This window comes from Spirosoma fluviale (assembly GCF_900230225.1).
GTDB lineage: Bacteria > Bacteroidota > Bacteroidia > Cytophagales > Spirosomataceae > Spirosoma > Spirosoma fluviale.
Window position 1 is genome coordinate 1057136 of sequence record NZ_OCNH01000003.1, and the last position, 20281, is coordinate 1077416.

19 protein-coding genes are annotated in these 20281 nt (G+C 51.0%); 7 read left to right on the forward strand and 12 right to left on the reverse strand.

The window, feature by feature from the left end:
• Positions 1 to 23: 23 nt before the first annotated feature.
• The 3 genes from CRO74_RS20365 to CRO74_RS20375 form a co-directional block, all read right to left on the reverse strand.
• The gene (locus tag CRO74_RS20365; RefSeq protein WP_097128320.1) at positions 24 to 437 is read right to left on the reverse strand and encodes a T9SS type A sorting domain-containing protein; all 414 of its coding nucleotides are present in this window, start codon (positions 435 to 437) and stop codon (positions 24 to 26) included.
• A gap of 109 nt (positions 438 to 546) precedes the next feature.
• Positions 547 to 1794: an MFS transporter gene (locus CRO74_RS20370; RefSeq protein WP_097128322.1), complete on the reverse strand. Its 1248-nt coding sequence runs from the start codon at positions 1792 to 1794 to the stop codon at positions 547 to 549.
• A 126-nt stretch (positions 1795 to 1920) separates the two neighbouring features.
• Positions 1921 to 3189 (reverse strand): MFS transporter, encoded by a 1269-nt coding sequence (locus tag CRO74_RS20375; protein ID WP_097128712.1) that lies wholly within the window; start codon positions 3187 to 3189, stop codon positions 1921 to 1923.
• A gap of 262 nt (positions 3190 to 3451) precedes the next feature.
• On the opposite strand from CRO74_RS20375, the gene CRO74_RS20380 reads away from it, so the two are divergent.
• Positions 3452 to 4831, forward strand: coding sequence for a hypothetical protein (locus CRO74_RS20380; protein WP_097128325.1), 1380 nt, complete (start codon positions 3452 to 3454; stop codon positions 4829 to 4831).
• Here the strand turns inward: CRO74_RS20380 and CRO74_RS20385 are convergent.
• The 6 genes from CRO74_RS20385 to CRO74_RS20410 all read right to left on the reverse strand — a co-directional run bounded on the left by CRO74_RS20385 (position 4828) and on the right by CRO74_RS20410 (position 10086).
• The gene (locus tag CRO74_RS20385) at positions 4828 to 5769 is read right to left on the reverse strand and encodes a hypothetical protein (RefSeq protein ID WP_097128327.1); all 942 of its coding nucleotides are present in this window, start codon (positions 5767 to 5769) and stop codon (positions 4828 to 4830) included. The genes CRO74_RS20380 and CRO74_RS20385 overlap by 4 nt on opposite strands.
• 89 nt (positions 5770 to 5858) lie before the next feature.
• Positions 5859 to 6350 carry an NADH-quinone oxidoreductase subunit B gene (locus CRO74_RS20390; RefSeq protein ID WP_097128328.1) on the reverse strand — a complete coding sequence of 164 codons (492 nt, stop codon included), beginning with the start codon at positions 6348 to 6350 and terminating at the stop codon, positions 5859 to 5861.
• A 75-nt stretch (positions 6351 to 6425) separates the two neighbouring features.
• A complete protein-coding gene (locus CRO74_RS20395) occupies positions 6426 to 6899 on the reverse strand; it encodes an NADH-quinone oxidoreductase subunit A (protein WP_097128330.1) in 474 nt (157 codons plus the stop codon).
• A gap of 14 nt (positions 6900 to 6913) precedes the next feature.
• Positions 6914 to 7522 carry an outer membrane beta-barrel protein gene (locus CRO74_RS20400; RefSeq protein WP_097128333.1) on the reverse strand — a complete coding sequence of 203 codons (609 nt, stop codon included), beginning with the start codon at positions 7520 to 7522 and terminating at the stop codon, positions 6914 to 6916.
• Between the two features lie 114 nt (positions 7523 to 7636).
• Positions 7637 to 8197, reverse strand: a complete 561-nt coding sequence (locus CRO74_RS20405) for a YqgE/AlgH family protein (RefSeq protein ID WP_097128334.1) — start codon at positions 8195 to 8197, stop codon at positions 7637 to 7639.
• Between the two features lie 188 nt (positions 8198 to 8385).
• A complete protein-coding gene (locus CRO74_RS20410; RefSeq protein WP_097128336.1) occupies positions 8386 to 10086 on the reverse strand; it encodes a glycoside hydrolase family 13 protein in 1701 nt (566 codons plus the stop codon).
• Between the two features lie 101 nt (positions 10087 to 10187).
• Between CRO74_RS20410 and CRO74_RS20415 the strand changes: the two genes are divergently transcribed.
• From CRO74_RS20415 to CRO74_RS20430, 4 genes are all read left to right on the forward strand, one after another.
• The gene (locus CRO74_RS20415; RefSeq protein WP_097128338.1) at positions 10188 to 11423 is read left to right on the forward strand and encodes a sulfite oxidase; all 1236 of its coding nucleotides are present in this window, start codon (positions 10188 to 10190) and stop codon (positions 11421 to 11423) included.
• A 121-nt stretch (positions 11424 to 11544) separates the two neighbouring features.
• Positions 11545 to 11952 carry a hypothetical protein gene (locus CRO74_RS20420; protein ID WP_097128340.1) on the forward strand — a complete coding sequence of 136 codons (408 nt, stop codon included), beginning with the start codon at positions 11545 to 11547 and terminating at the stop codon, positions 11950 to 11952.
• 76 nt (positions 11953 to 12028) lie between these two features.
• Positions 12029 to 13201 (forward strand): LLM class flavin-dependent oxidoreductase, encoded by a 1173-nt coding sequence (locus CRO74_RS20425; RefSeq protein WP_097128342.1) that lies wholly within the window; start codon positions 12029 to 12031, stop codon positions 13199 to 13201.
• 19 nt (positions 13202 to 13220) lie between these two features.
• Entirely contained in the window at positions 13221 to 15011 is a 1791-nt protein-coding gene (locus tag CRO74_RS20430; RefSeq protein ID WP_097128345.1) for an SLC5 family protein, read from the forward strand.
• On the opposite strand, the gene CRO74_RS20435 is transcribed toward CRO74_RS20430, so the two are convergent.
• Positions 14999 to 15601, reverse strand: a complete 603-nt coding sequence (locus tag CRO74_RS20435) for a DUF4230 domain-containing protein (protein WP_097128346.1) — start codon at positions 15599 to 15601, stop codon at positions 14999 to 15001. The two genes, CRO74_RS20430 and CRO74_RS20435, sit on opposite strands and share 13 nt — an antisense overlap.
• 87 nt (positions 15602 to 15688) lie before the next feature.
• Complete coding sequence (hemA, locus tag CRO74_RS20440) at positions 15689 to 16972, reverse strand: glutamyl-tRNA reductase (protein ID WP_097128348.1); 1284 nt, start codon at positions 16970 to 16972, stop codon at positions 15689 to 15691.
• A gap of 349 nt (positions 16973 to 17321) precedes the next feature.
• Between hemA and CRO74_RS20445 the strand changes: the two genes are divergently transcribed.
• The gene (locus CRO74_RS20445) at positions 17322 to 18518 is read left to right on the forward strand and encodes a sensor histidine kinase (RefSeq protein ID WP_097128350.1); all 1197 of its coding nucleotides are present in this window, start codon (positions 17322 to 17324) and stop codon (positions 18516 to 18518) included.
• Positions 18519 to 18539: 21 nt separating this feature from the next.
• Here the strand turns inward: CRO74_RS20445 and CRO74_RS20450 are convergent, their stop codons facing one another.
• Positions 18540 to 19082, reverse strand: a complete 543-nt coding sequence (locus tag CRO74_RS20450) for a hypothetical protein (protein ID WP_097128352.1) — start codon at positions 19080 to 19082, stop codon at positions 18540 to 18542.
• Between the two features lie 124 nt (positions 19083 to 19206).
• Between CRO74_RS20450 and CRO74_RS20455 the strand changes: the two genes are divergently transcribed.
• Complete coding sequence (locus tag CRO74_RS20455; RefSeq protein WP_144035960.1) at positions 19207 to 20250, forward strand: LuxE/PaaK family acyltransferase; 1044 nt, start codon at positions 19207 to 19209, stop codon at positions 20248 to 20250.
• The last annotated feature ends 31 nt before the right edge of the window (positions 20251 to 20281 follow it).

Genomic DNA, 20281 nt, shown 5'->3' on the forward strand with positions numbered 1-20281 from the left:
GTGTATTTGTGTATATAAACACTTCACTTGATTGCGATGATCCTTGCTGGCTGTACTTCTTCTACGGTTGGTGTACTGAGCTTAAATGAACGCTCTTCCTTCTGACTACCCGCCGATATACGGAATGTGTAAGTGCCGTCCTTCAGTTCACTCATGTCGAATTGCTGACGATACGCCGTTTGCCTGCTGTTCTTCCCGCTTACGACTTCATGAAACAGGATGTCGCCCTGTTCGTTGACCAGGGTCAGGTCAATCTTGCTTTCCGACTTGTATTTTTCCAGACATAGCCAGAGTTTGGAATTCTTGGCTGCCGGAAACATGACAGCGGCAAAAACTTTGTTCTGTGATTTGTGATCATCGGCCCGGACGGGCGATGAAACGGAGGTCATAAATGATACGACGAGGGCACTGACGAGTAATTTGATGGAAGTTTTCATTGAGTTGATAAGATTAGATGGTAACCTTTAGCTGTCAACCCAATGATGCAGGAGCGCACCTCCAAGCGCTGTCGTTCTGGAGCAGCGGTTTAGAAAAATGATAAACGGTTCATGGCTCTTCCACAAAGTCGAGGTCCTTACCAAAGGTTTCGTCCATGCGGCTCAATGACCAGAATGTTACCCCGTAAACGATGATGCCAAGCAATCCGGCTGCCAGTAAAGCTCCCATAGACGGCTTTAGCGCTTGAAAAAGCAACGTCATCGGAATCAGCGTGCCTCGCACCACGCTGGGTACTGAGGTCGTGGCTGTATTGCGAAGGTTCGTGCCGTACAGTTCGGCCACCATCGTCAGGTACATAGCTATGTAGCCCGTGCAGAAGCCTGCCAGCAAACAGATCGTATATAAGCCGCCCGCTGTGTGAATACCGCCGAACAGATACACACCGCTACACAGGGCACTGAAGATCAACAAACCTGTAATGGCCTTCAAACGCGATTGCAGCCAATGGCTTAACGGACCGCTCAGCAGATCGCCCCCGGCCAGCCCGACGTATACCATCATGACGCATCGCCCCGGCTTCACGACTTCGGCAATGCCCAACGCCTGCCCGAACTCGTTGGCAAACGTGGCCAGGATACCCACAATGAACCAGGTAGGAATACCAACCGACACGCAGCGCAGGTACTTGATGGCTTGCCGCCAGCTACTGAAAAAATGAAGGAAATTTCCCCGGCTAACTTCCTGGTGTTGGTCTTTCATGCGGTTGAAAACCCCCGACTCGAACACGCTTACCCGCAGCAGCAGCAACGCAATACCCATGCCGCCCCCAACCCAGAAGGCTGTTCGCCAGTTGAAATACTCCACGGTCAGGTAGGCCACGCCCGCGCCGAGGTAGCCGATTCCCGCCACAATCGACGAGCCGTAGCTTCGAATTTCTTTGGGTAGAATCTCCGATACGAGAACGATAGCCGCCCCAATCTCACCCGATAGGCCAACGCCCGCTATAAAACGCAGCAGGGCGTACGTATTCACGTCCTGCACAAAGCCGCACGCAATGTTCGTGAGCGAATACGTCAGGATACTGCCAAACAGCACCGACATGCGTCCCCGTTTATCGCCCAGAACGCCCCACAGAAAACCGCCCACGACCAGTCCCGCCTGCTGGCAATTGAGAATAAACGTACCCGCCTGCGAAACGTCCGCTTCCGACAATCCCAGCGATTGCAGACTCGGTACCCGCACAATGCTGAAAATCAGCATATCATACACATCCACAAAAAAACCAAGAGCCGATACAATGACCGGTAAAGCCAGCAACGGACGTAATGAAACACGGGGTGGGGAGATGGCTTGCATGGAATAGGGGAGGAGGAAAGGGGGAGGAAAAGGACGAGGGGGAGGAGAAGGAGAAAAATGATGAAAGATAGGTATAACCCTTTCCCCCACTCCCTTTCCTCCTTCTCCTCCGTTCTCCCTCTTTCTCTATTCTTCCAGATAATTTAAATCCTTGCCGTGGGTTTCGGGGATGGTCAGGATTGAGTAGAAGCCAATTATGAAGCAAACCAGCCCGACAACAGCCCCGGCGTTGATAGTAGCTAGTGAAGGCTTGAGTGCCTGATAAGATAAGGTCATGGGAATAACCAGGCCGCGTACCATATTGGGAACCGTGGTGGCGGCTGTGGCGCGTAGGTTGGTCCCAAACTGCTCAGCGCCAATGGTCACAAACATGGCCCAGTAGCCAATGCCAAACCCCATAGCCAGGCAAAGTCCATACAGTGCAGTAGAGGACTGGATCCCGGTAAAGAGATACACCAGGCTGAAGACCAGCGCAACTGCCATAAGGAGTGCAACCCCTTTCTTGCGCGATTCGAGTGCGTGGCTGATAAATCCACTGGCCAGATCGCCGGTGGCCAGGCCCACGTAACACCACATGATGGCGAGCCCCGGCTGAATTTCTTCGGAGATGCCGAAGGCTTTGCCAAACTCGTTACTGAACGTGGCCAGAATGCCAATTACAAACCAGGTTGGCAACCCAATGCCAATGCATTTGAGGTAGCGGCTAAAGCGATCGGCGTTGGTGAAAAACGATAGAAAGTCACCCCGGTTGACGTGCTTCTGATCGTTAACTTCTTTAAACATGCCCGATTCTACCACGCCTACCCGCAGCAGCAGAAGGCCAAAGCCTAAGCCACCCCCGACGAAAAAAGCTGTTTGCCAGTCGAATAATTTAACGGTGAAATACGCTACCACCGCGCCAAAAAGCCCGATTCCCGCCACCAGCGAGGTGCCAATCGCCCGCTTCTCTTTCGGTAACACTTCACTTACCAGCGTAATGCCCGCGCCTAATTCACCCGCCAGCCCGATACCCGCCACAAAGCGCATGAGGGCGTAATAGGTGGAGGGGTCCATGAACGTAACGTATTTGACGAATCCGCAGGCAATGTTGGCAATCGAATACGTGATAATACTCCCGAACAACACCGAAAGTCGCCCCTTCTTGTCGCCAATGATCCCCCATAATATGCCGCCAAGCAGCAAGCCGCCCATTTGCCAGTTGAGAATACTGGCCCCTACCGTCGAGATCTGATCGGGGGTGAGGCCCAGGTCTTTCAGGCTGGGTACACGAACAATGCCAAACAGAAGCAAATCATAAATATCAACGAAGTAACCCAGGGCTGCTACAATAACGGGTAAGCCAAATAAACTGGTTTCGGGCGTTTTCTGGGTAGAAGAGACAGTAGGAATAGCCATGCGGCAAATCAGGTAGTTATAAAAACGAAAAAGTTCTGCAAGTATACGAAATGGCCAAAGAAGATTGTGCAGGGAAATCCAATCCATTTGAATCCCGCCTGTCGATCTGCCTGCTATTTGTGTTTGCTATCAGGTCAGAAAAGTAGACTTTTCTGACCGAATCCTGACCATTGGGAGCAGATTACGCATAACGGGCGTATCCTAATGTGTCCGTTAGCGCCTAATCTATTAATTTTGACCAATTCAACTTTGCATTTATTTAATGAAACCAGCAACTGTCCAGCCTGCTTTACCAAATAGCCATGTCGCAGCTGACAACAACAAAACCTACCGGCGGTACTTTCTGATTAGCTGTCTACTGTATCTGGTCGTAGCTGCGGTACTCGCTGTATTGGTTCAGTGGGGGGTTATGGACGAAGATTTTCATCTGGAATCGAGTCTGCCATTTGCCAAATCAGGCGTCAATTCAACCACGTTATACAACCACGTTCCGCCCACGGGCGTATCCAGCCACATCTGGTTTGCCATCTGGATATGGTTATGTCCCGGCATTACTTACGTTGGTCTTCGGTTAATTACCTGCGGGTTTCTGGCCCTTCTGGTCGTCTGGGCCTATGTGCACCTGAAAACTCTCTCGACGGCTTCTCAGCGGAAGCTGCTTGCGGTTACTTTATTTATGCTGGCATTCCCGTACTTTTTCCTGAGCGTTTCTACGGTCATGACAGAAGGCCCGTCGATGCTGTATTTGTTTGCGGGGTTATTATTTCTGTCGATTTCCCGGCTTCAGCGGTTACTGCCCTTTTTTCTGGGGTGCCTGTTGCTGGGGCTAACAACCATTTCCCGTTTCTACTACATTCCGCTGCTGCCTGCTCTGGCCGTGGTGCTGTTTGTAGCAGACTGGAAGGCATTTGTGCAAGGGGGCATCAAAAGCATAACGACCAATAAGGTGCTGATGTATCTGGCCATCGCCGTTAGCCTGCTGCCGTTAATTGGGTTGATCGTACTCTGGGGCGGTATGACGCCCCCGGCTTTTCACCAGTGGTCGAAACTGCGGTCGGGCATCAGTTTTAACGCCTTCCGGCCTGTTTCATCCCTGGCGTTGGTGGGTATCTATTCCGCTCCGGCGGTGCTGGTCAACGTAAACTGGCGTTCGAAAGGAGTTCGTTCCATACTGTTGATTTCGCTTGGACTTGCACTGGTGCTGGCGCTATTCAGGATCAATCTTTTCCACGATGCATCGTCCGTCAATGACGTGTTTAGCGGTCCTATCGAACACGGTTTAGCCTGGTTAACGGCACGGGGCAGCGTAGTACTTTCGTTGGGTATGTTTGCTGTTTACAGCCTGAGTCTCCTGAGCCTCGTGGTTGTGGGCGATAAGCTTATACAGTATGTCCGGCAGCAGGATTTCAGCGATGCTGGTCTGGTGTTTTCAATCGTGTTTGTGGTATTCTTTATCGCATCACAGACGTTCGTTGGGGGAAATCATCCCTTCTTCGACCGCTATCTGGCGCATCCCTGGCCATTCATGGGCTACATACTGGTTGCCTTTTTCCCTAAATTCCTAAACCCTAGATCGTACCTGGTGCTGGCTGCCTATACGGTTCTTTCCGTAATGATTCTGGCAAAATGGGGAATTCACTAAGCTTCGATGGGGTTCATCGGGGCGTCTCCGTTGGGTTCGGTAATAGGATCGGGCATGGGCGCTGGTCGTAAAACGGGTGTTGGCTTAGGAAGCGTTTGATAAATGGTGTAGGCCGTTCCCAGCCACCACACTTTAAGTCCCACGCGGGCGAAAATCAGGGTTTGCTGAATCACGAACATGACAAAGATCGTCAACCAGCCGTTCATGAGAATGGCGTCGTCGAGTAAAAAGTAGATCCCAAACAAGGCGGTTCCCAGCAGGATCATGAGCCAGTATAGGCCAACGGTTTTGCCCGGATTTCGTAGTACGAGTCGCCCGGCCTGACCAAAAGCCCGAAAGGCACCGTGCTCATCTTCCCGGAACATCAGTACTTTAGCGAAGTCGCCAATGCACAGCAGCAGGGTAGCTGTAAGGGCAAATAAAGCGAAGAACACCGCACCGATCCAGAAAAGGCCCCGTTCTGTGTACGAATCGCTGACGGCCACGCTAACCAGTGAGCCGATTACGAGCCAGATTCCCGCGCCAACGATCACAAACAGCAGGGTAACACCAAAGAGCCGCAGAAACCGGCTTACGTAATGGGCGCAACCCTCCCAAAAGAGGCCACTATTGAATCGGTTGGCCGGTTGCGAAAAACGGAGTAATATCCCACCGGCGAAAAACACACTCAGGAAAATATACACCAGCCCCAACCAGCGCCCAACGTTAACCAGTGGCGATATGGCGCGGCCACTTCGGTGCATGAAGTCCGAAAAAATGGTGTAGTCGAAGCCGTTTAGCAGGTTCAGAAAGGCCAGTGAATTCTGGTCCTCTACCTTAAGGGTGTTGAAGAATGGGAGGGCCGCCACTAGTCCAAGCACCAGCGTTATGCCGTAAATTAACCATACTAAGCGCGCTGACCGCAGCGTTTGCCGAAAGGAAGTGACGAGTGAATTCACGATTGTCTAGGTTCGCGTACAGGGTTCTGGATGTCAATTGGGCATCAAGATAGCTGTTAAACCAATCGGAAGTTGACACTTTTTAGGTTTTAATCCTTGGCAAGCGGGTGCTCGGTTCGGATCTTCTCCTGCAATTTTATGAACCCGTCGATCAACGCTTCCGGACGGGGCGGGCATCCGGGTACATACACATCTACCGGAATGATGCGGTCGACGCCCTTCACCACATGATACCCGTGCTGCCAGTACGGGCCACCACAATTGGAACACGAACCCATCGAAATTACGTAGCGGGGCTCGGCCATCTGTTCGTAGAGCCGCCGGATGCGGTCGGCCATTTTGAACGTTACCGTGCCCGATACAATCATAATATCGGACTGACGCGGGGAAGGTCGCGGAAAAATACCGAATCGTTCCAAGTCATAACTGGCGGCAAAAGCCTGCATCATTTCAATGGCGCAGCACGCAAGGCCAAAGCTCATGGGCCACATCGACTTCTCCCGCGACCAGTTCAGGAGGTCTTCGGAATGCATCATAATGACGCTGGCTTCGCCTGTTTTATCGGTTGAGGAAGAGGTCATGCTAGCAAAGAGTTTTAGACAGTTGGTCAATCAACTGAGGTACAAACGCTGACAAACAGGAGACGCGTGGTGAAATCAGATACCACGTTTGTACCGTTCGTTTACCCGTTGGTACAATTGATCAGGCACTTTGGTTTCTATTGTGGGTATTTTGGGTTGAGGTTTTACCCAGTCGAGGTACCCTTTCGCCCAAACATAGGCAAGGCCTAAACCAAGAACAACCACGAAGAGAATGGCTTCGGTAAGGGCAAACCAGCCCCATAAGCCGCCCGTTGCCTGAATAAGCCGCGCCTGACCGAATACCGTAGCCCAGGGAAACAGAAACACCAGTTCGACATCGAATAAAACGAACACCAGCGCTACGACATAAAACCGGATATTGAACTGCACGTTGGCGTTCCCAATCGGCTCCTCGCCCGACTCATACGTACTGTTTTTCTCGATATTCGGCCGGTGCGGCCGTAGCAGACGTGCCACAAACAGCACGACGGCGATGAACGCAAACGCGGCCAGGATGAACAGGAATATGATGCCGAAATGAGAGAGCATAATGGGTCCGGTGCTTACTTCTTTTTCTTCTTCGGAAACAGATTATACACGATAGACACCTGAACATTCCGATTATAGTAAGAGGCACCGGCTTCTGACGACACGTTCACAAATCCGTGTACGTAGCGAACGTGCAAACTGAATTTGTTCAGCATGTCCAGAAAGTCGTAGTGTACACCCACAACAGCACCTAAATCGTTTTGGGCACCCGGCCCGTTGGCCGACCCTGAGTTAAGCGCATAACTGAGTTCGGGTCCGGCCTGAACAGTGAGCCCCTCGGTGGGGATGTAGCCAAACAGGATAGGCAGGCAGGCGTAGTAATACGACTGGCTGGTTGTGGTTCGTCCGCCAACACCTTCCTGCTGAAAGGTACCGCCTTTAATAGCCAGAAGCGCTTCGGGCTGAACCACCACCCGATGGTAGCGGTAGCGGTACATGACGCCTAGATTTGGCTGTAGCGCCCGTTTTGGAATATTTACGCTGGTTCCGGAAATGGCTACCTGCGTAAAGGAAGCACCTACTTTTACGCCAAAATGGCCACCAACGGGTTTATCACTTTGCGCCTGCGAAAGCAGGGGAGAAATCAATACAAAAAATAGAAGTAGAAAACGATTCGTATACATACGGGACTGTTGAAAGGTAGTTAACCTTGCAATAACGAGTTTTGGTCCCGTAAAATTGGTTAAAAAAAGTTAAGAAACGGCCGTTAACATTGTTTAACTCAATAGCCGCATGGGCTAGTTGAGTCGTGGGTCAACAGGGTAGTGGGCAATGGATTTGTACTCACCCCCCTTGCGTTTCAGGACTTCGCGCCAGAACTCGGTCGTGGGCGTGTCGAACAGAAAGTCGGCTTTGGTCCGGCTGATGATCCACGCTTTCTGAAGCAGTTCACTGTCCAGTTGCCCTTCGTCCCAGCCCGAATAGCCAATGAAAAAGCGAATGTCCCGCTCCGTCAGTGTACCCAGATTGACGGCCTCTTTGATCTGGTCAAAATCACCACTCCAATAAAGACCATCGACGACACAGATAGAGTTGTCGATCAAATCGGGTCGGCGATGGATGAAGTGCAGGGTATTTTGCTGAACCGGTCCGCCAACGAACAGCGGCAGGTCGGTGTGGACATCTTCGATAACGTCGCCCAGGTGAATATCCGTCTTCTGATTCAGCACCAGCCCGAACGTACCCAGCGCGTTGTGCTCGCAAACCAGGACCACGCTGCGCTCAAAATTGTTGTCGCCCATAAATGGCTCGGCAATTAATAAATCTCCATTCCGGATGCTTCGCGAAGAGGTATTCATAAAAAAGCAGTTAACGGTTCATATAGCAAAAACGCCTTTTCTGGGGGTGATATTGGTTAAAAAGTGTTAAATACACCAGTCAGACCGGCAATATTGACCTTACGGATAAATTCTTCGTCCGGATGTTTGACTGATACATTTATTGTACACTAAAACTACCGGAAAAGAGCCTCTGTTCAGAATACGGCTCAGAAGTTCGTTTGCTCATATACCCGTGCTTCGAACGGATGCAAAGTAGTGCCTTGGTTCGATAGATTGGCTAAGACTAGCCGGTCATTTGAAAACAAAACGTCGGGAATGGACGGCATGGGCACGGGTTCTCCCGAAAAATTAGCAACGGTGTAAAAAGCAACCTTATTCAGCTTGCGCTCAAATACCCAAACGGACGGGTGGTCGGGTAGCAGATCTCGATAACTGCCTTCGTGCAGGGCGGGTATCTGCTTTCGCCAGTGCAGTAACTTTCGGTAAAACTGTAATACAGAATCAGGCCTGGCTTCCTGCTCATCTACATTGATGGCTGTGTAATTGGGGTTTACCTTCAGCCACGGCTCGCCGGTGGTAAATCCGGCATTTGGCGCATCGCTCCACTGCATGGGCGTCCGGGCATGGTCGCGGGCAATCCGGTTGGACGTTGCCAGAAACACCTCCGGCGAATGCTTGCCCGAAGCGACCAGCGCCTGCCAGGCATTTCTAACCTGAATATCGTCGTATTCGTCAATGGAGTCGAAAGTGCAGTTGGTCATACCAATTTCGTCGCCCTGATAAATGTTAGGCGTACCCCGTTGTGTAAGCAAAACCGTTGCCAGCATCGTTGCCGATTCGTACCAGTAGCGTTCCGTATCGCCGAAACGGGAGAGACATCGTGGATTATCGTGGTTTCCGAAATAGATATTCTGCCAGCCGCCCGTGGCTTGGGTTACGGGGTCGACGCTGCCTAGGGCGACATTCCATTTGGCGAAGATGGCTTTCAGTTCAAGTAAGGTGAACTCGGGCGCGGGGTCAATGAACCGGTATTCGTCGCGGGGAACGGCATGGTCGAAATGATAGATCATGTTCAGTTCATGCCGGTTTTTGCCCACGTACAGGTTTGCCAGATCGGCCGTGACGCCAATTCCCTCACCAATGCTGATGCAGGATTCGCCATCCTGTCCGTACTGGCTGAGTACCTCCCGGTTCATTTCCTGCAAAAATTCATGAATACGTGGCCCGTTGGCATGAACGCTCGAATCGCCGAAGCGGCCAGCCGGATAATCCGGGAATGTCTGGTCTTTCGACAAAAACGGAATAACGTCCATCCGAAACCCGTCGACGCCCTTGTCGAGCCAGAAACGCATCATTTTGTAGATGGCTTCGCGCAGGGGCGGGTGCTCCCAGTTGAGATCAGGTTGTTTGGTGGCGAACAGATGCAGGTAGTATTCGCCGGTGGTTTCATCGAAGGCCCAGGCCGGTCCCGAAAAGATCGACTGCCAGTTGTTCGGTTCAGCGGGTCCTTCAGCGGTGAGTTTGGGTTTCCGCCAGATGTAGTAATCGCGGTACGGATTGTCTTTACTTTTGCGGCTTTCCTGAAACCAGCGATGTTCGTCGGAACTGTGGTTGACCACCAGATCGAGGATGAGCCGCATACCACGCTGGTGTACACCCGCCAGCAGGTTATCGAAATCGGCCATGGTGCCAAACTCCGGCATGATGGCTTCATAATCGGAAACATCATAGCCATTGTCGGCGTTGGGCGAGTCGAAAATGGGGCTCAGCCATAGAATATCGACGCCCAATTCGGCCAGATAATCCAGTTTGGCAAGTATTCCCGGCAAATCCCCAATACCATCGCCATTACTATCGGCAAATGAGCGCGGGTAGATTTGATAAATGACTGCATCTTTGTAATTCATAACCAGATTTAGGCTTACCCGTCGTTCTATTGAGGACGAATATGGGTTGTTGATTGGTTATTCACCAAATTTGTTTACTCAAGAAAAATTATACTGACTCTATGCAGAATCAGATTCACGACCGGCGGGGATTTCTCCGGACAAGTGCGTTAGCTACGCTTACAACGCTGGTAGGTACCTCGGTTGTTTTCGCCGATCGTATTCCGCCTTTTTATACACCGCTGGCGTTCGACTATGACCCGCTGAAAGGAAAGAGCCCCGATATGAAAGTATTGGGCGATAAACCCTGGAATGTAGAATCGCCCGTGCATTTGCTGGACGACGCCATTACACCCGTCGAGAAGATGTTTATCCGCAATAATGGCCTGATTCCTTCCGAACCGATCGACCCGGCCAAGTGGACCCTGACCATCAAAGGCGAATCCGTAAAAGCGACGAAAACCTACACGCTTAACGACCTCAAAAAACGGTTTACGCCCCATACTTACCAGCTTGTGCTCGAATGCGGGGGAAACGGCCGGTCGGGCTACGAGCCACAAACGACGGGCAATCCCTGGGACCAGGGCGCGGTAAGTTGTGCCGAATGGACGGGCGTTCGGCTGAAGGATATTCTGGCCGACGTGGGTCTTAAAGACGACGCCGTTTACATCGGGTATTACGGAAAAGACCCCCATCTGAGCCAGGACCCCACAAAAGTGGCTATTTCGCGGGGTGTACCCATTAAAAAAGCGCTGGAGAATGAAACCCTCATTGCCTGGGCGGTCAACGGCAAAGACATTCCACTGGAGCACGGGTATCCGTTGCGACTGGTGATTGGCGGCTGGCCCGCGTCGGTATCCGGCAAGTGGCTGCACACCATCGCCGTTCGGGATAAAATTCACGACGGTGCCAAGATGGAAGGGCACAGCTATAAGATGCCTATTCGGCCAGTACAGCCCGGCGAGAAAATCGCCGAAACACCCGAGAATTTCCGCATTATCGAGTCCATGCCCGTTAAGTCGTTGATAACGTACCCTAAAACCGGTGCGATGCTGGAAGGGAAGAAAACGCTGGAACTCCGGGGTCATGCCTGGGCGGGCGATAAGTCGGTTCAGGAAGTCCAGACCTCCATTGATTACGGTGCTACCTGGCAAAAAAGTAAGCTACAGGCCCCTAAAAACCGGCTCGCCTGGCAACACTGGACTACAGAGGTCACCTTCCCGCAATCGGGCTATTATGAGGTGTGGGTTCGGGCTACCGACAGCAGCGGCCTTGCTCAGCCAATGGTTATTCCGCAATGGAATCCCGGCGGTTACCTGAACAACGCCTGCCACCGGATTGCCGTGAAAGTAGCGTAGCGCATTCGTCAACAGGTGTGACGTGGTTTTTGGCCGACCCGGAGGGGCGGCACTACAGTAATGCCGCCCCTCCGGGTCGGCCAAAAACAAGGTTATTCAGCCAAAAAGCAGACCAAACGTGATGAAGATAGTAAAATCAGTTCTCGTCGTAACCGCCCTATTGGTTAGTATGGCGAGCTTTCGGGGCGCTTACACGCCCACGCAAACGACCTCACCGGTGGTGAAAACGGACACCACTAAACTTGATCCTGAATCAGGGATGGTCAATGACCCGAGCCTGATGATGGTGAAAGCACAGTGTACGGCCTGCCATTCTTCGAAGCTTATTCTGCAACACCGCTTTACGCGGGCGGGTTGGCAAGAGCGGATTCGCTGGATGCAGAAATACCATAAACTATGGGATCTGGGCGAATCGGAAAAGGTGGTGCTGGATTACCTCGAAAAAAACTATGGTCCCCAGACGGCCGTTAACCTGAACACCTTCCGGCGGGCTCCGCTGAAAGAGGTGAAATGGTATAAACTGCCCTGATACTTCGTTGATTGACGGCTTCGACAAACAGGTTTTACTACCTGTCGTCTGGAGCCGTTTCAGATTTACTCAATTTATGCTTAACGAACCTATTCAGGCCGTACCCGCCCGAACCGAAAAACGAATCTGTGAAGTAGCCTGGTTCGATGATCTGTGCGGTGGCGACACGGCCTTCCTCGGAACCCTCGACCCCGACCGACGCAGTAACTACGCCCACTGCGCCGACATTATGAAAACGGCCGACCGTATGGGCTTCGAGAATATCTTATTGCCCACGTCGTACATTGTAGGGCAGGAGGTACTGCCATTTGCCGGGGCGATGGCCCCCCAGGTGAAAAATATTTCCATGCTGGCGGCCGTTCGTACCGGCGAAATCCATCCGCCCATGCTGGCCCGGCACATCGCTACCCTCGATCATTTGCTGGAAGGGCGGTTAACGATCAACATCATCAACTCCGACCTCCCCGGCCTGAAAGAAGACCACGAATTTCGGTATAAGCGTTGCGAGGAAGTCATCGAAATCCTGAAACAGGCCTGGACCCAGGACCGGATTGAGTTCGACGGTGAGGTCTACGGCAACATCAGCATGAAAGCCGACCCGGTAAAGCCGTATCAGCAAAACGGTGGACCGCTGCTTTATTTCGGTGGTATCTCGCCCGGCTCCAGGGAAGTGTGTGCCAAACACTGCGACGTCTTTCTGATGTGGCCCGAGCCGGAAGAGAATATTTATGCCACCATGCAGGACATGAGCCAGCGGGCGGCCCGGCACGGGCGTACCATCGACTTCGGCTTGCGGATTCACGTCATCGTACGCGAAACGGAGGAGGAAGCCAGAGCGTACACCAAAACCCTGATGTCGAAGTTCGACGCGGCCGTGGGCGAGCAGTTGAAGAACCGGACGCAGGATTCGCAATCGGCGGGGGTGCTGCGTCAGAACGAACTACGCGCCAGTGCCGACCCCGACGATTTTATCGAACCGATGCTCTGGATGGGTATTGGCCGTGCCCGGTCGGGATGCGGAGGAGCTTTGGTGGGAACACCGGCGCAGATTATTGAGAAACTGAACCGCTACATGGACATGGGCATTCGGGCGTTTGTGCTGTCAGGTTATCCGCTGATCGAAGAGTGCGAATTATTTGGAACGCATGTGCTGCCGCATCTGCCCAACGTAAAATTATCGGTAGAACAGGGCCGAACCCCCGCCACAACGCCCGTAACACCGCTGACCACCGGCGAACTGCGGGTATAACATAAATAGGAATAGCTGAATGCTTCAATCTCTGAGTACCGTCGATCTGGTCGTGGTCGTTTTGCTGTTACTGTTTCTGGTGATAGCCAGTATGTATTCCAGCTTTAAAAAGAAAAGCTCGGAGGAGTACTTCATGGCAGGCCGCTCGTTGAAATGGTATTCAGTAGCCGGGTCGATCTTCGGGACCAATATCCACGCCCAGCAAATCATTGGGATGATGGGTGTAGGTTATTCAATCGGGTTCGTCCAGAGCCATTACGAAGTATGGGCGGTTCCGGCTATTCTGGTGCTGGTGTACATATTCATCCCCATCTACCGCAAACGGCAGTTTTTTACCCTCTCGCAATTTCTCGAAAATCGGTATAGCAGCCAGACGCGGCTGGTGTACACCGTACTCATGATCGCCTTCATCATGATTCAGTTGATTGGTGGCTTTTACATCGGGAGCCGCACGTTGGGAATTCTATTCGAAGGTACAAGCTGGGAGTTGACCTATTTGCAGGGAATTCTGATCATTGCGACCGTCACCATCCTGTTTACGGTTTTCGGGGGCATGGAATCGGTCGTAATTGCCGATAACATTCTGACCGTCGTGATGATCGTGTCGGTGCTCCTGATGGGTACGCTGACTTATCTGCAACCCGAAATTGGCGGGCTTTCGGGCTTGCTCAAACTCGACCATGCCGAGGCCAATAAAATGCATCTGTACCTCTCGGCCAGCCATCCCAAACTTCCTTGGCTGGGCATTTTCACGGGGCTAACGATCCTGAACTTCTTTTACTGGACAACAAATCAATACCAGGTGCAGCGGGTGCTGGCCGCTCAAACCGAGCGCGATGCCAAGCTGGGGTCAATTGCCGCCGGATTTTTAAAGCTGATCATTCCGTTCTTCTCCATCGGTGCCGGTACAGCCGCCTTTTATCTCTTCCGGGCGCGATTCGGAGAGAATATGATCAAACCCGATGATACATTTCTGACGTTGCTGAAAACGGTTGTTCCGGTTGGGTATGGCTTTGTGGGATTGATTCTGGCCGGACTCATGTGCGCCATATTTTCGGCAATTTATTCGATGATGAATTCCGTGTCGACCATGCTGGCCTACGATGTGTACCGCAAGTACCTGAAGCCCAATGCGTCGGATAAACTGACGGTGCGCTTCGGACAGGCGGGCGTTTTCGTCATGTGCGCCATTGCTACCGGGCTGGCTTACACTACCTTCGACCCCAACTCATCCGAAAACTTCTTCCTGATTTTAGCGAATCAAACGTCTTACCTGAAACCGGGTTTAGTAGTAGTCTTCTTCTGGGGCGTTCTCTGGCAAAAGACCAATCCAAAAGCGGCCGTTATTGTGCTCATGAGTTCACCGTTGATCGGCTTCGGCTGCGACTGGCTTTATGATCACGTGCTGGTTAATTCTGTCTGGGTGCGGGATACGTTCGGAGAAACGTTGAATTTCCTGTACCGCGTGTTCCTGATCTTCGTGATCGGGTCGGTGCTGATTGCAGTATTGAGTGTTTATTTCAACCGCCGGACCGGGCAGGTACAAACGCACGACATGACCGTTTCAGTCAATGGCATCGGAAGCGCGTTACTGCGCTTTGTTGTTCTTCAGCTACCGCTTATTGTGCTGACGATATTGAACAGCATTACACCGCAACAAGCAGCTATTCCAGCGGCTTTACTGACGTTCGGGCTGTTCTGGTGGTATATGAAACGGGAAAAAGAAGCGGTGACCTTTTACCAGTCCGACATTTTCTACGCCGGTTTGCTCACGGGCGTTATGATGTGGATCATGTACTACTTCGCCTGATCCCGAAACGTTAATCCTACTTTCTTGCCCGAAATTCGTTCCAGCAGAGGTCGTAGCATCTGGTTGGCATTCTGGCGTGTCTGGTCCAGAATACCGCCCGTCAACGCCGATTGTTTAACCTGCCCTTCGGCTTTACGGTAGGCATCACTTACCAGTTGAGCTTCGTTAAGGAACGAGAATCGGGTATCATACACCCGCGAGCGGTCGTGGTTGATTTTCCAGGTACACAGTTCCGGCTGTGGCAACTTTACCGTTATTGAATCCCCGGCTGTAACAATATCGCTCAGGGAAATCTGCGTTAGGTCGATACAGCCCGTTGCTTCACCTTCTATAATCAGGATGGCATTTGCATTTGGCAGAAAGGTATTGACCTGTTCATGCTCGACAATGTCTTTGAAGGTGTATTTCACGAGTTCCAGCTTCCCCAAAGCCTTCACTTCTTTCAGGACAATGCTCTGTGTAGTGTTATCCCCGCGCCGAAACCGGCTCATGAAGTTATTGCCACGAATCTGCTCCCAAATAGCAATCAACCCCGCCACCAGCACGGCAATCAGAAACAATCGAAACAGGGTATTGATGAGTCGGGACATTTCTTTGTTTTTAGTGAGCCTATCTACAAACTAAAACTCCCAAACCGGGCTTGGTTCAGGAGTTTTACTAACGGAAAACCGTATCAATTAATATAAATGCTTTGGGTCTTCGACGGAGTGCTTTTCCAGATCGAACAAATCATTCAGTACGTCGATCAGCGTTTCGGCCTCGCCCCGTTTGCAGGCGGCTTTCAACTGGAGAACGGGCAACTTAATGATCTTCTGCATAATCCCCTTCGTGATCTTATCGACTTTCTCCGACTCGTCCGGAGTGAGGTGCTTCAAATGCCGGGCAATCTCATCGCGACGAATCTGCTCCAATGCATTTTTAAGTTTGTTGATTGTTGGCGATACAACCATCTCCTTCGACCAGTCGCCAAATTCGGCTACGGCCTGGGTTACAATCGCTTCAACTTTAGGAATAGCCGCCAGACGCTGATTGAGGGCTTCGTCGGCGCGGTTACGGATGTGGTCGATGTTATAAACCAGCATACCCGGAATCTGCTCAACGGCGGCATCGACGCTGCGGGGAACGGATAAGTCAATGAAATATTTAAACGTCAGCACGTTCATGTCCTGAAGAAGAGCAGGGGTAATGAGCGGCTCGTCCCGTTGTACGGACGAAATGATGACGTGAGCGCGACGAATCTCGTCGGTTAAGTCAGCAAAGTCGGCAACCCTGAATCCGTACTGGCTGGCCAGTGCATCGGCCTTCGACTGCGTACGGTTGCAAAGGGTGATGTTTGTTTGGTTTCTAGCCTCTAGGTTCTTACAAACGTCGGTCCCAATCTCACCGAGGCCAATGACTAGTATATTCGGGTTTTGATTTTCACCGATTAACTCGTCGATCAACTCAACGGCGGCATAGGATACCGAAGCGGCTCCATCACGGAAGGGTGTCTCCTGCGCTACCCGTTTGTTGGTAAAGAAAATTGTGTGCATCAGCCGGTGTAAAAACGGACCAGCCATGTCTAAATCGGCCGACCATTGGTACGACTGTTTCACCTGATTTGGGATCTGCATATCGCCGACAACCTGCGAGTGCAGGCCAACGCATACTTCAAACAAATGCCGAACCGCTTCGTCGTGGGCGTTGAAGAGCTGGAAATAAGGCAGGTAGTTATCCGTATCGGTTAGCCCTTTTTCGATGAGGAGCAACCGGGCAATATCAGCGTTAAGGTCCTGATCAAAGGCATAATAGACTTCGGTGCGGTTGCAGGTGGAAATGACAAGCAAGTCGGTCAATCCGAAAAAATCCCGCAGCCGAAGCATCAGACGCTTAGCTTCGTCTTCGTTAAGTGCAATTAGTTCCCGCACCTGAAGGGGCGCCGTTTTGTGGGACAGACTAATTGTTTTGAAGGTGTCTAACATTATGGTAAATCACGCAAATTGGGCAGAAGCCTTGACAAAATTACGGCATAATTACCGGACATAACCAACCCAGTGCACTGCAAACTTTTATTTAGAATCCGTCCAAATAGTTGGTCGATTTCTTTGCTCAATCCTATTCAAATTTATAACGCAAGTGGTTGATTGGTGGTTCGGCTTTACACAATTAAACCGCATTTGACGTTTACTTGATACAGGAATAGATTTGGTATTTGACCGATAACCTGATGAAGGGTTTAGTCGCCTGATACCGTTAATTTTGTGCCACTACACAGGCTTCTTTTAGGCAATGGTCAATCTGACTTTGTAAGCAAAAAAGTAGCAAGACGATATGCTGAAGTCATTCGATATTTATAATCAGAATAACATTCTGAAAATTATTGTTGCCCTTAACCTACTCCTGGTCGGAACGGGGTCATTGCTCTATACAGACCGGCTTATTAACAGACTGGAGAAACGAGAGGAACAGTATGTACAACTCTATGCAAAAAGTATAGGGTATTTATTCGGTTCGAGTCATCCCAATGCCGGCGACCTTACGTTTGTAACCGATCAAATCATTCAGGCTAACACAACCATACCCGCTATTTATGTTGACCCCAGTGGAGCAATTGCAGCGCACAAAAACATTGAAGACATGCCTGCCGGTCTGGTACCTGAAGACACGCAGAAGTTTTTAAAGCAAAAGACGCTCGAAATGCGTAAGAGACATGGACCGTTAATTGTGGATTTAGGTAATGGCGAACAGGGCCTGGTTTACTATACAAACTCAAGCCTGCTTCGGCAAATAGCTTATTTCCCCTATGCCTTACTGGCCATTTTAACTGCTTTGGGGGTGTTGGCTTATCTGGCGTTCAGTTCATCGCGCAGGGCCGAGCAAAATCGGGTCTGGGTTGGCCTTGCCAAGGAAACCGCCCACCAGTTGGGCACCCCCATGTCGTCGCTGATGGCTTGGGTCGAGTACATGCGCTCTGACCCTGACCAGTTCGATGGGTCTATTACCGACGAAATAGAAAAAGATGTTCAACGGCTGGAAACGATTACGGCCCGTTTTTCCAGTATTGGCTCTGTGCCTACGCTAAAGGAGGAAAATGTAGCCGAAGTGGTTCGACAGTTTACGAACTATCTCTCAAAACGTATTTCGACAAAAGTTAAAATGAGTGTGAATAGTCAGCTACCGCCCGATCAGGTAGTGAAAATCAACAAATTACTATTTGAGTGGGTTATCGAGAACATTTGTAAAAATGCCGTCGATGCCATGAAAGGGGTCGGTGAGTTACGGCTGAACATGGTGCCTTTGCCCCACGATGAAGTGGCCATTGACATTACCGACACGGGTAAGGGCATCTCGAAAGCGAATATGCAAAAAGTATTTTCGCCGGGTTTTAGTACCAAGAAGCGGGGTTGGGGGCTGGGGCTTACCCTGGCCAAGCGCATTGTGGAGGAATACCACAATGGACGACTCTACGTAAAAAGTTCGGAGGTTGGCAAAGGCACAACCTTCCGAATTATCCTGAATAGAAAATAAGCTCTACCGGCTGAAAAACGTCTAGCGAAAGAAAGGAACTGATATCGTGTCAGTCTCGACGGTGTTACTGACGTTTAGGTTGCGGTCCCGGATTTCGATCTGAAATTTGGTAGGGAAAAGCTGGAAGCTGGTGCCGTACTGAAAAATCTGGTTGAAATCCAGTGAGCCTTCAATCGCTCCTTTTGGTTTCCCTTTTGTCAGGTCAGGAATATAGAGGGTTGTGTTAACCGCCAGGGGCACTTCTTCATACTTCCTGTTAACCAGCCTAAAGGTACGAATCCGGTAACTCCCCCAGCCACCGTTTGTGGCATATCTGGCCGAATCGGCTTTGGGGAGCGGAATGCTGTTGCCAATGTTTCCATCGCCATCTTTGAAGCCAATCGTGATCACGACCGAATCCCGCTTTCCTTTCCCTACCCCTCGTCCGGCTTCGATGGTATACCGGGATATACCTTTAAAATCAATGGCAGGGGTGTCAGAGTAATTTGGTTCCGTAAAACAGGACGAAAGCGTAAGGGCCAGGCCTATTACGAAGAGATACGGTTGAATTAGTTGCCGTCGCATACTGTTGTGTACTCGTTGTGCAATAAACGCTTTTTAAAACTTGTCTTTTTTATCAACACTATCCGCCGGGACCGCTGACCATCGGCAGGGGCTCCGGCAGCAAATTTTGGCACTAAACGCTGAAATGCCAAATCGCGAGTCGTTTGAGTCGCTGGCTTTATCGGTTTTTCGATATCAGGCTGTCAATAATGCTATTTACGCAGATTATCTGCGTTACCTGTCTGTTCGGCCGGAAATCGTTACTGATGTACGTCAGATTCCGTTTATGCCGATTAGTTTTTTCAAGAATCACATCGTCTTAACGGGAACCCCTATAGCATCGGATCTGGAAAGCGCTCAGGTACTTACATTTGCCAGCAGCGGAACGACGGGTCAACTCACTACGAGCCGCCATGCAGTACCCGACTCGGCCCTTTATGACGCTATCAGTACCCGGATTTTCGAGCAGACGTATGGTCCGCTCAGCAATTTCCATATTCTGGCTTTACTTCCCTCGTACCTTGAACGAAATAATTCGTCGCTCGTGTATATGGTTCAGCAATTTATGGCCCGAATCGGACGTGAGCAAACGACGGAGAATCTATCCGGGTTCTTTCTGCATAATCACCACGAATTAACCCAACGGCTGAAGCAGCTCGCCCAACAACCCGATCAAAAGCAGATTTTACTCATTGGGGTCACGTTTGGTTTGCTGGATTGGGCTGAATCGGCAGTAGATTTAGCCTTTCTGGGTCAGCTGGATAAGCTTATCGTCATGGAAACCGGCGGCATGAAAGGCCGTCGGAAAGAGCTTCTGCGCGAAGAGGTACACGAGATACTGACAACTAAACTGGGTGTTCGGGCGGTGCATTCCGAGTATGGTATGACTGAGCTGCTGTCGCAGGCTTATTCAAAAGGAGAGGGTATATTCCAGCCAAGTTCGACCCTGCGCGTATTTCTGCGCGATATAAACGACCCGTTTTCGCTTTATTCTGACGACAGCGGGCGTGTGGGTGAACGGCGCACCGGAGGTATTAATGTGATTGATCTGGCTAATCTGGATTCCTGCTCGTTCATTGAAACACAGGATTTAGGGCAATACGTCGACGAAGCAGGAAATTCCGGTGCTTTCCGGGTCATTGGCCGCTTCGATAACTCCGACGTGAGGGGGTGTAACTTACTTGTCTGAACCGCACGGGCGGGCGGCCCGTGCGGTTAGG

Coding starts and splice junctions, on each gene's coding strand:
- hemA (WP_097128348.1), bottom strand. CDS start 16,972: ATGTTAGACACCTTCAAAACAATTAGTCTGTCCCACAAAACGGCGCCC.
- CRO74_RS20415 (WP_097128338.1), top strand. CDS start 10,188: ATGCAGAATCAGATTCACGACCGGCGGGGATTTCTCCGGACAAGTGCG.
- CRO74_RS20425 (WP_097128342.1), top strand. CDS start 12,029: ATGCTTAACGAACCTATTCAGGCCGTACCCGCCCGAACCGAAAAACGA.
- CRO74_RS20365 (WP_097128320.1), bottom strand. CDS start 437: ATGAAAACTTCCATCAAATTACTCGTCAGTGCCCTCGTCGTATCATTT.
- CRO74_RS20405 (WP_097128334.1), bottom strand. CDS start 8,197: ATGAATACCTCTTCGCGAAGCATCCGGAATGGAGATTTATTAATTGCC.
- CRO74_RS20430 (WP_097128345.1), top strand. CDS start 13,221: ATGCTTCAATCTCTGAGTACCGTCGATCTGGTCGTGGTCGTTTTGCTG.
- CRO74_RS20400 (WP_097128333.1), bottom strand. CDS start 7,522: ATGTATACGAATCGTTTTCTACTTCTATTTTTTGTATTGATTTCTCCC.
- CRO74_RS20450 (WP_097128352.1), bottom strand. CDS start 19,082: ATGCGACGGCAACTAATTCAACCGTATCTCTTCGTAATAGGCCTGGCC.
- CRO74_RS20395 (WP_097128330.1), bottom strand. CDS start 6,899: ATGCTCTCTCATTTCGGCATCATATTCCTGTTCATCCTGGCCGCGTTT.
- CRO74_RS20370 (WP_097128322.1), bottom strand. CDS start 1,794: ATGCAAGCCATCTCCCCACCCCGTGTTTCATTACGTCCGTTGCTGGCT.
- CRO74_RS20420 (WP_097128340.1), top strand. CDS start 11,545: ATGAAGATAGTAAAATCAGTTCTCGTCGTAACCGCCCTATTGGTTAGT.
- CRO74_RS20410 (WP_097128336.1), bottom strand. CDS start 10,086: ATGAATTACAAAGATGCAGTCATTTATCAAATCTACCCGCGCTCATTT.
- CRO74_RS20455 (WP_144035960.1), top strand. CDS start 19,207: ATGCCAAATCGCGAGTCGTTTGAGTCGCTGGCTTTATCGGTTTTTCGA.
- CRO74_RS20375 (WP_097128712.1), bottom strand. CDS start 3,189: ATGGCTATTCCTACTGTCTCTTCTACCCAGAAAACGCCCGAAACCAGT.
- CRO74_RS20445 (WP_097128350.1), top strand. CDS start 17,322: ATGCTGAAGTCATTCGATATTTATAATCAGAATAACATTCTGAAAATT.
- CRO74_RS20390 (WP_097128328.1), bottom strand. CDS start 6,350: ATGACCTCTTCCTCAACCGATAAAACAGGCGAAGCCAGCGTCATTATG.
- CRO74_RS20380 (WP_097128325.1), top strand. CDS start 3,452: ATGAAACCAGCAACTGTCCAGCCTGCTTTACCAAATAGCCATGTCGCA.
- CRO74_RS20435 (WP_097128346.1), bottom strand. CDS start 15,601: ATGTCCCGACTCATCAATACCCTGTTTCGATTGTTTCTGATTGCCGTG.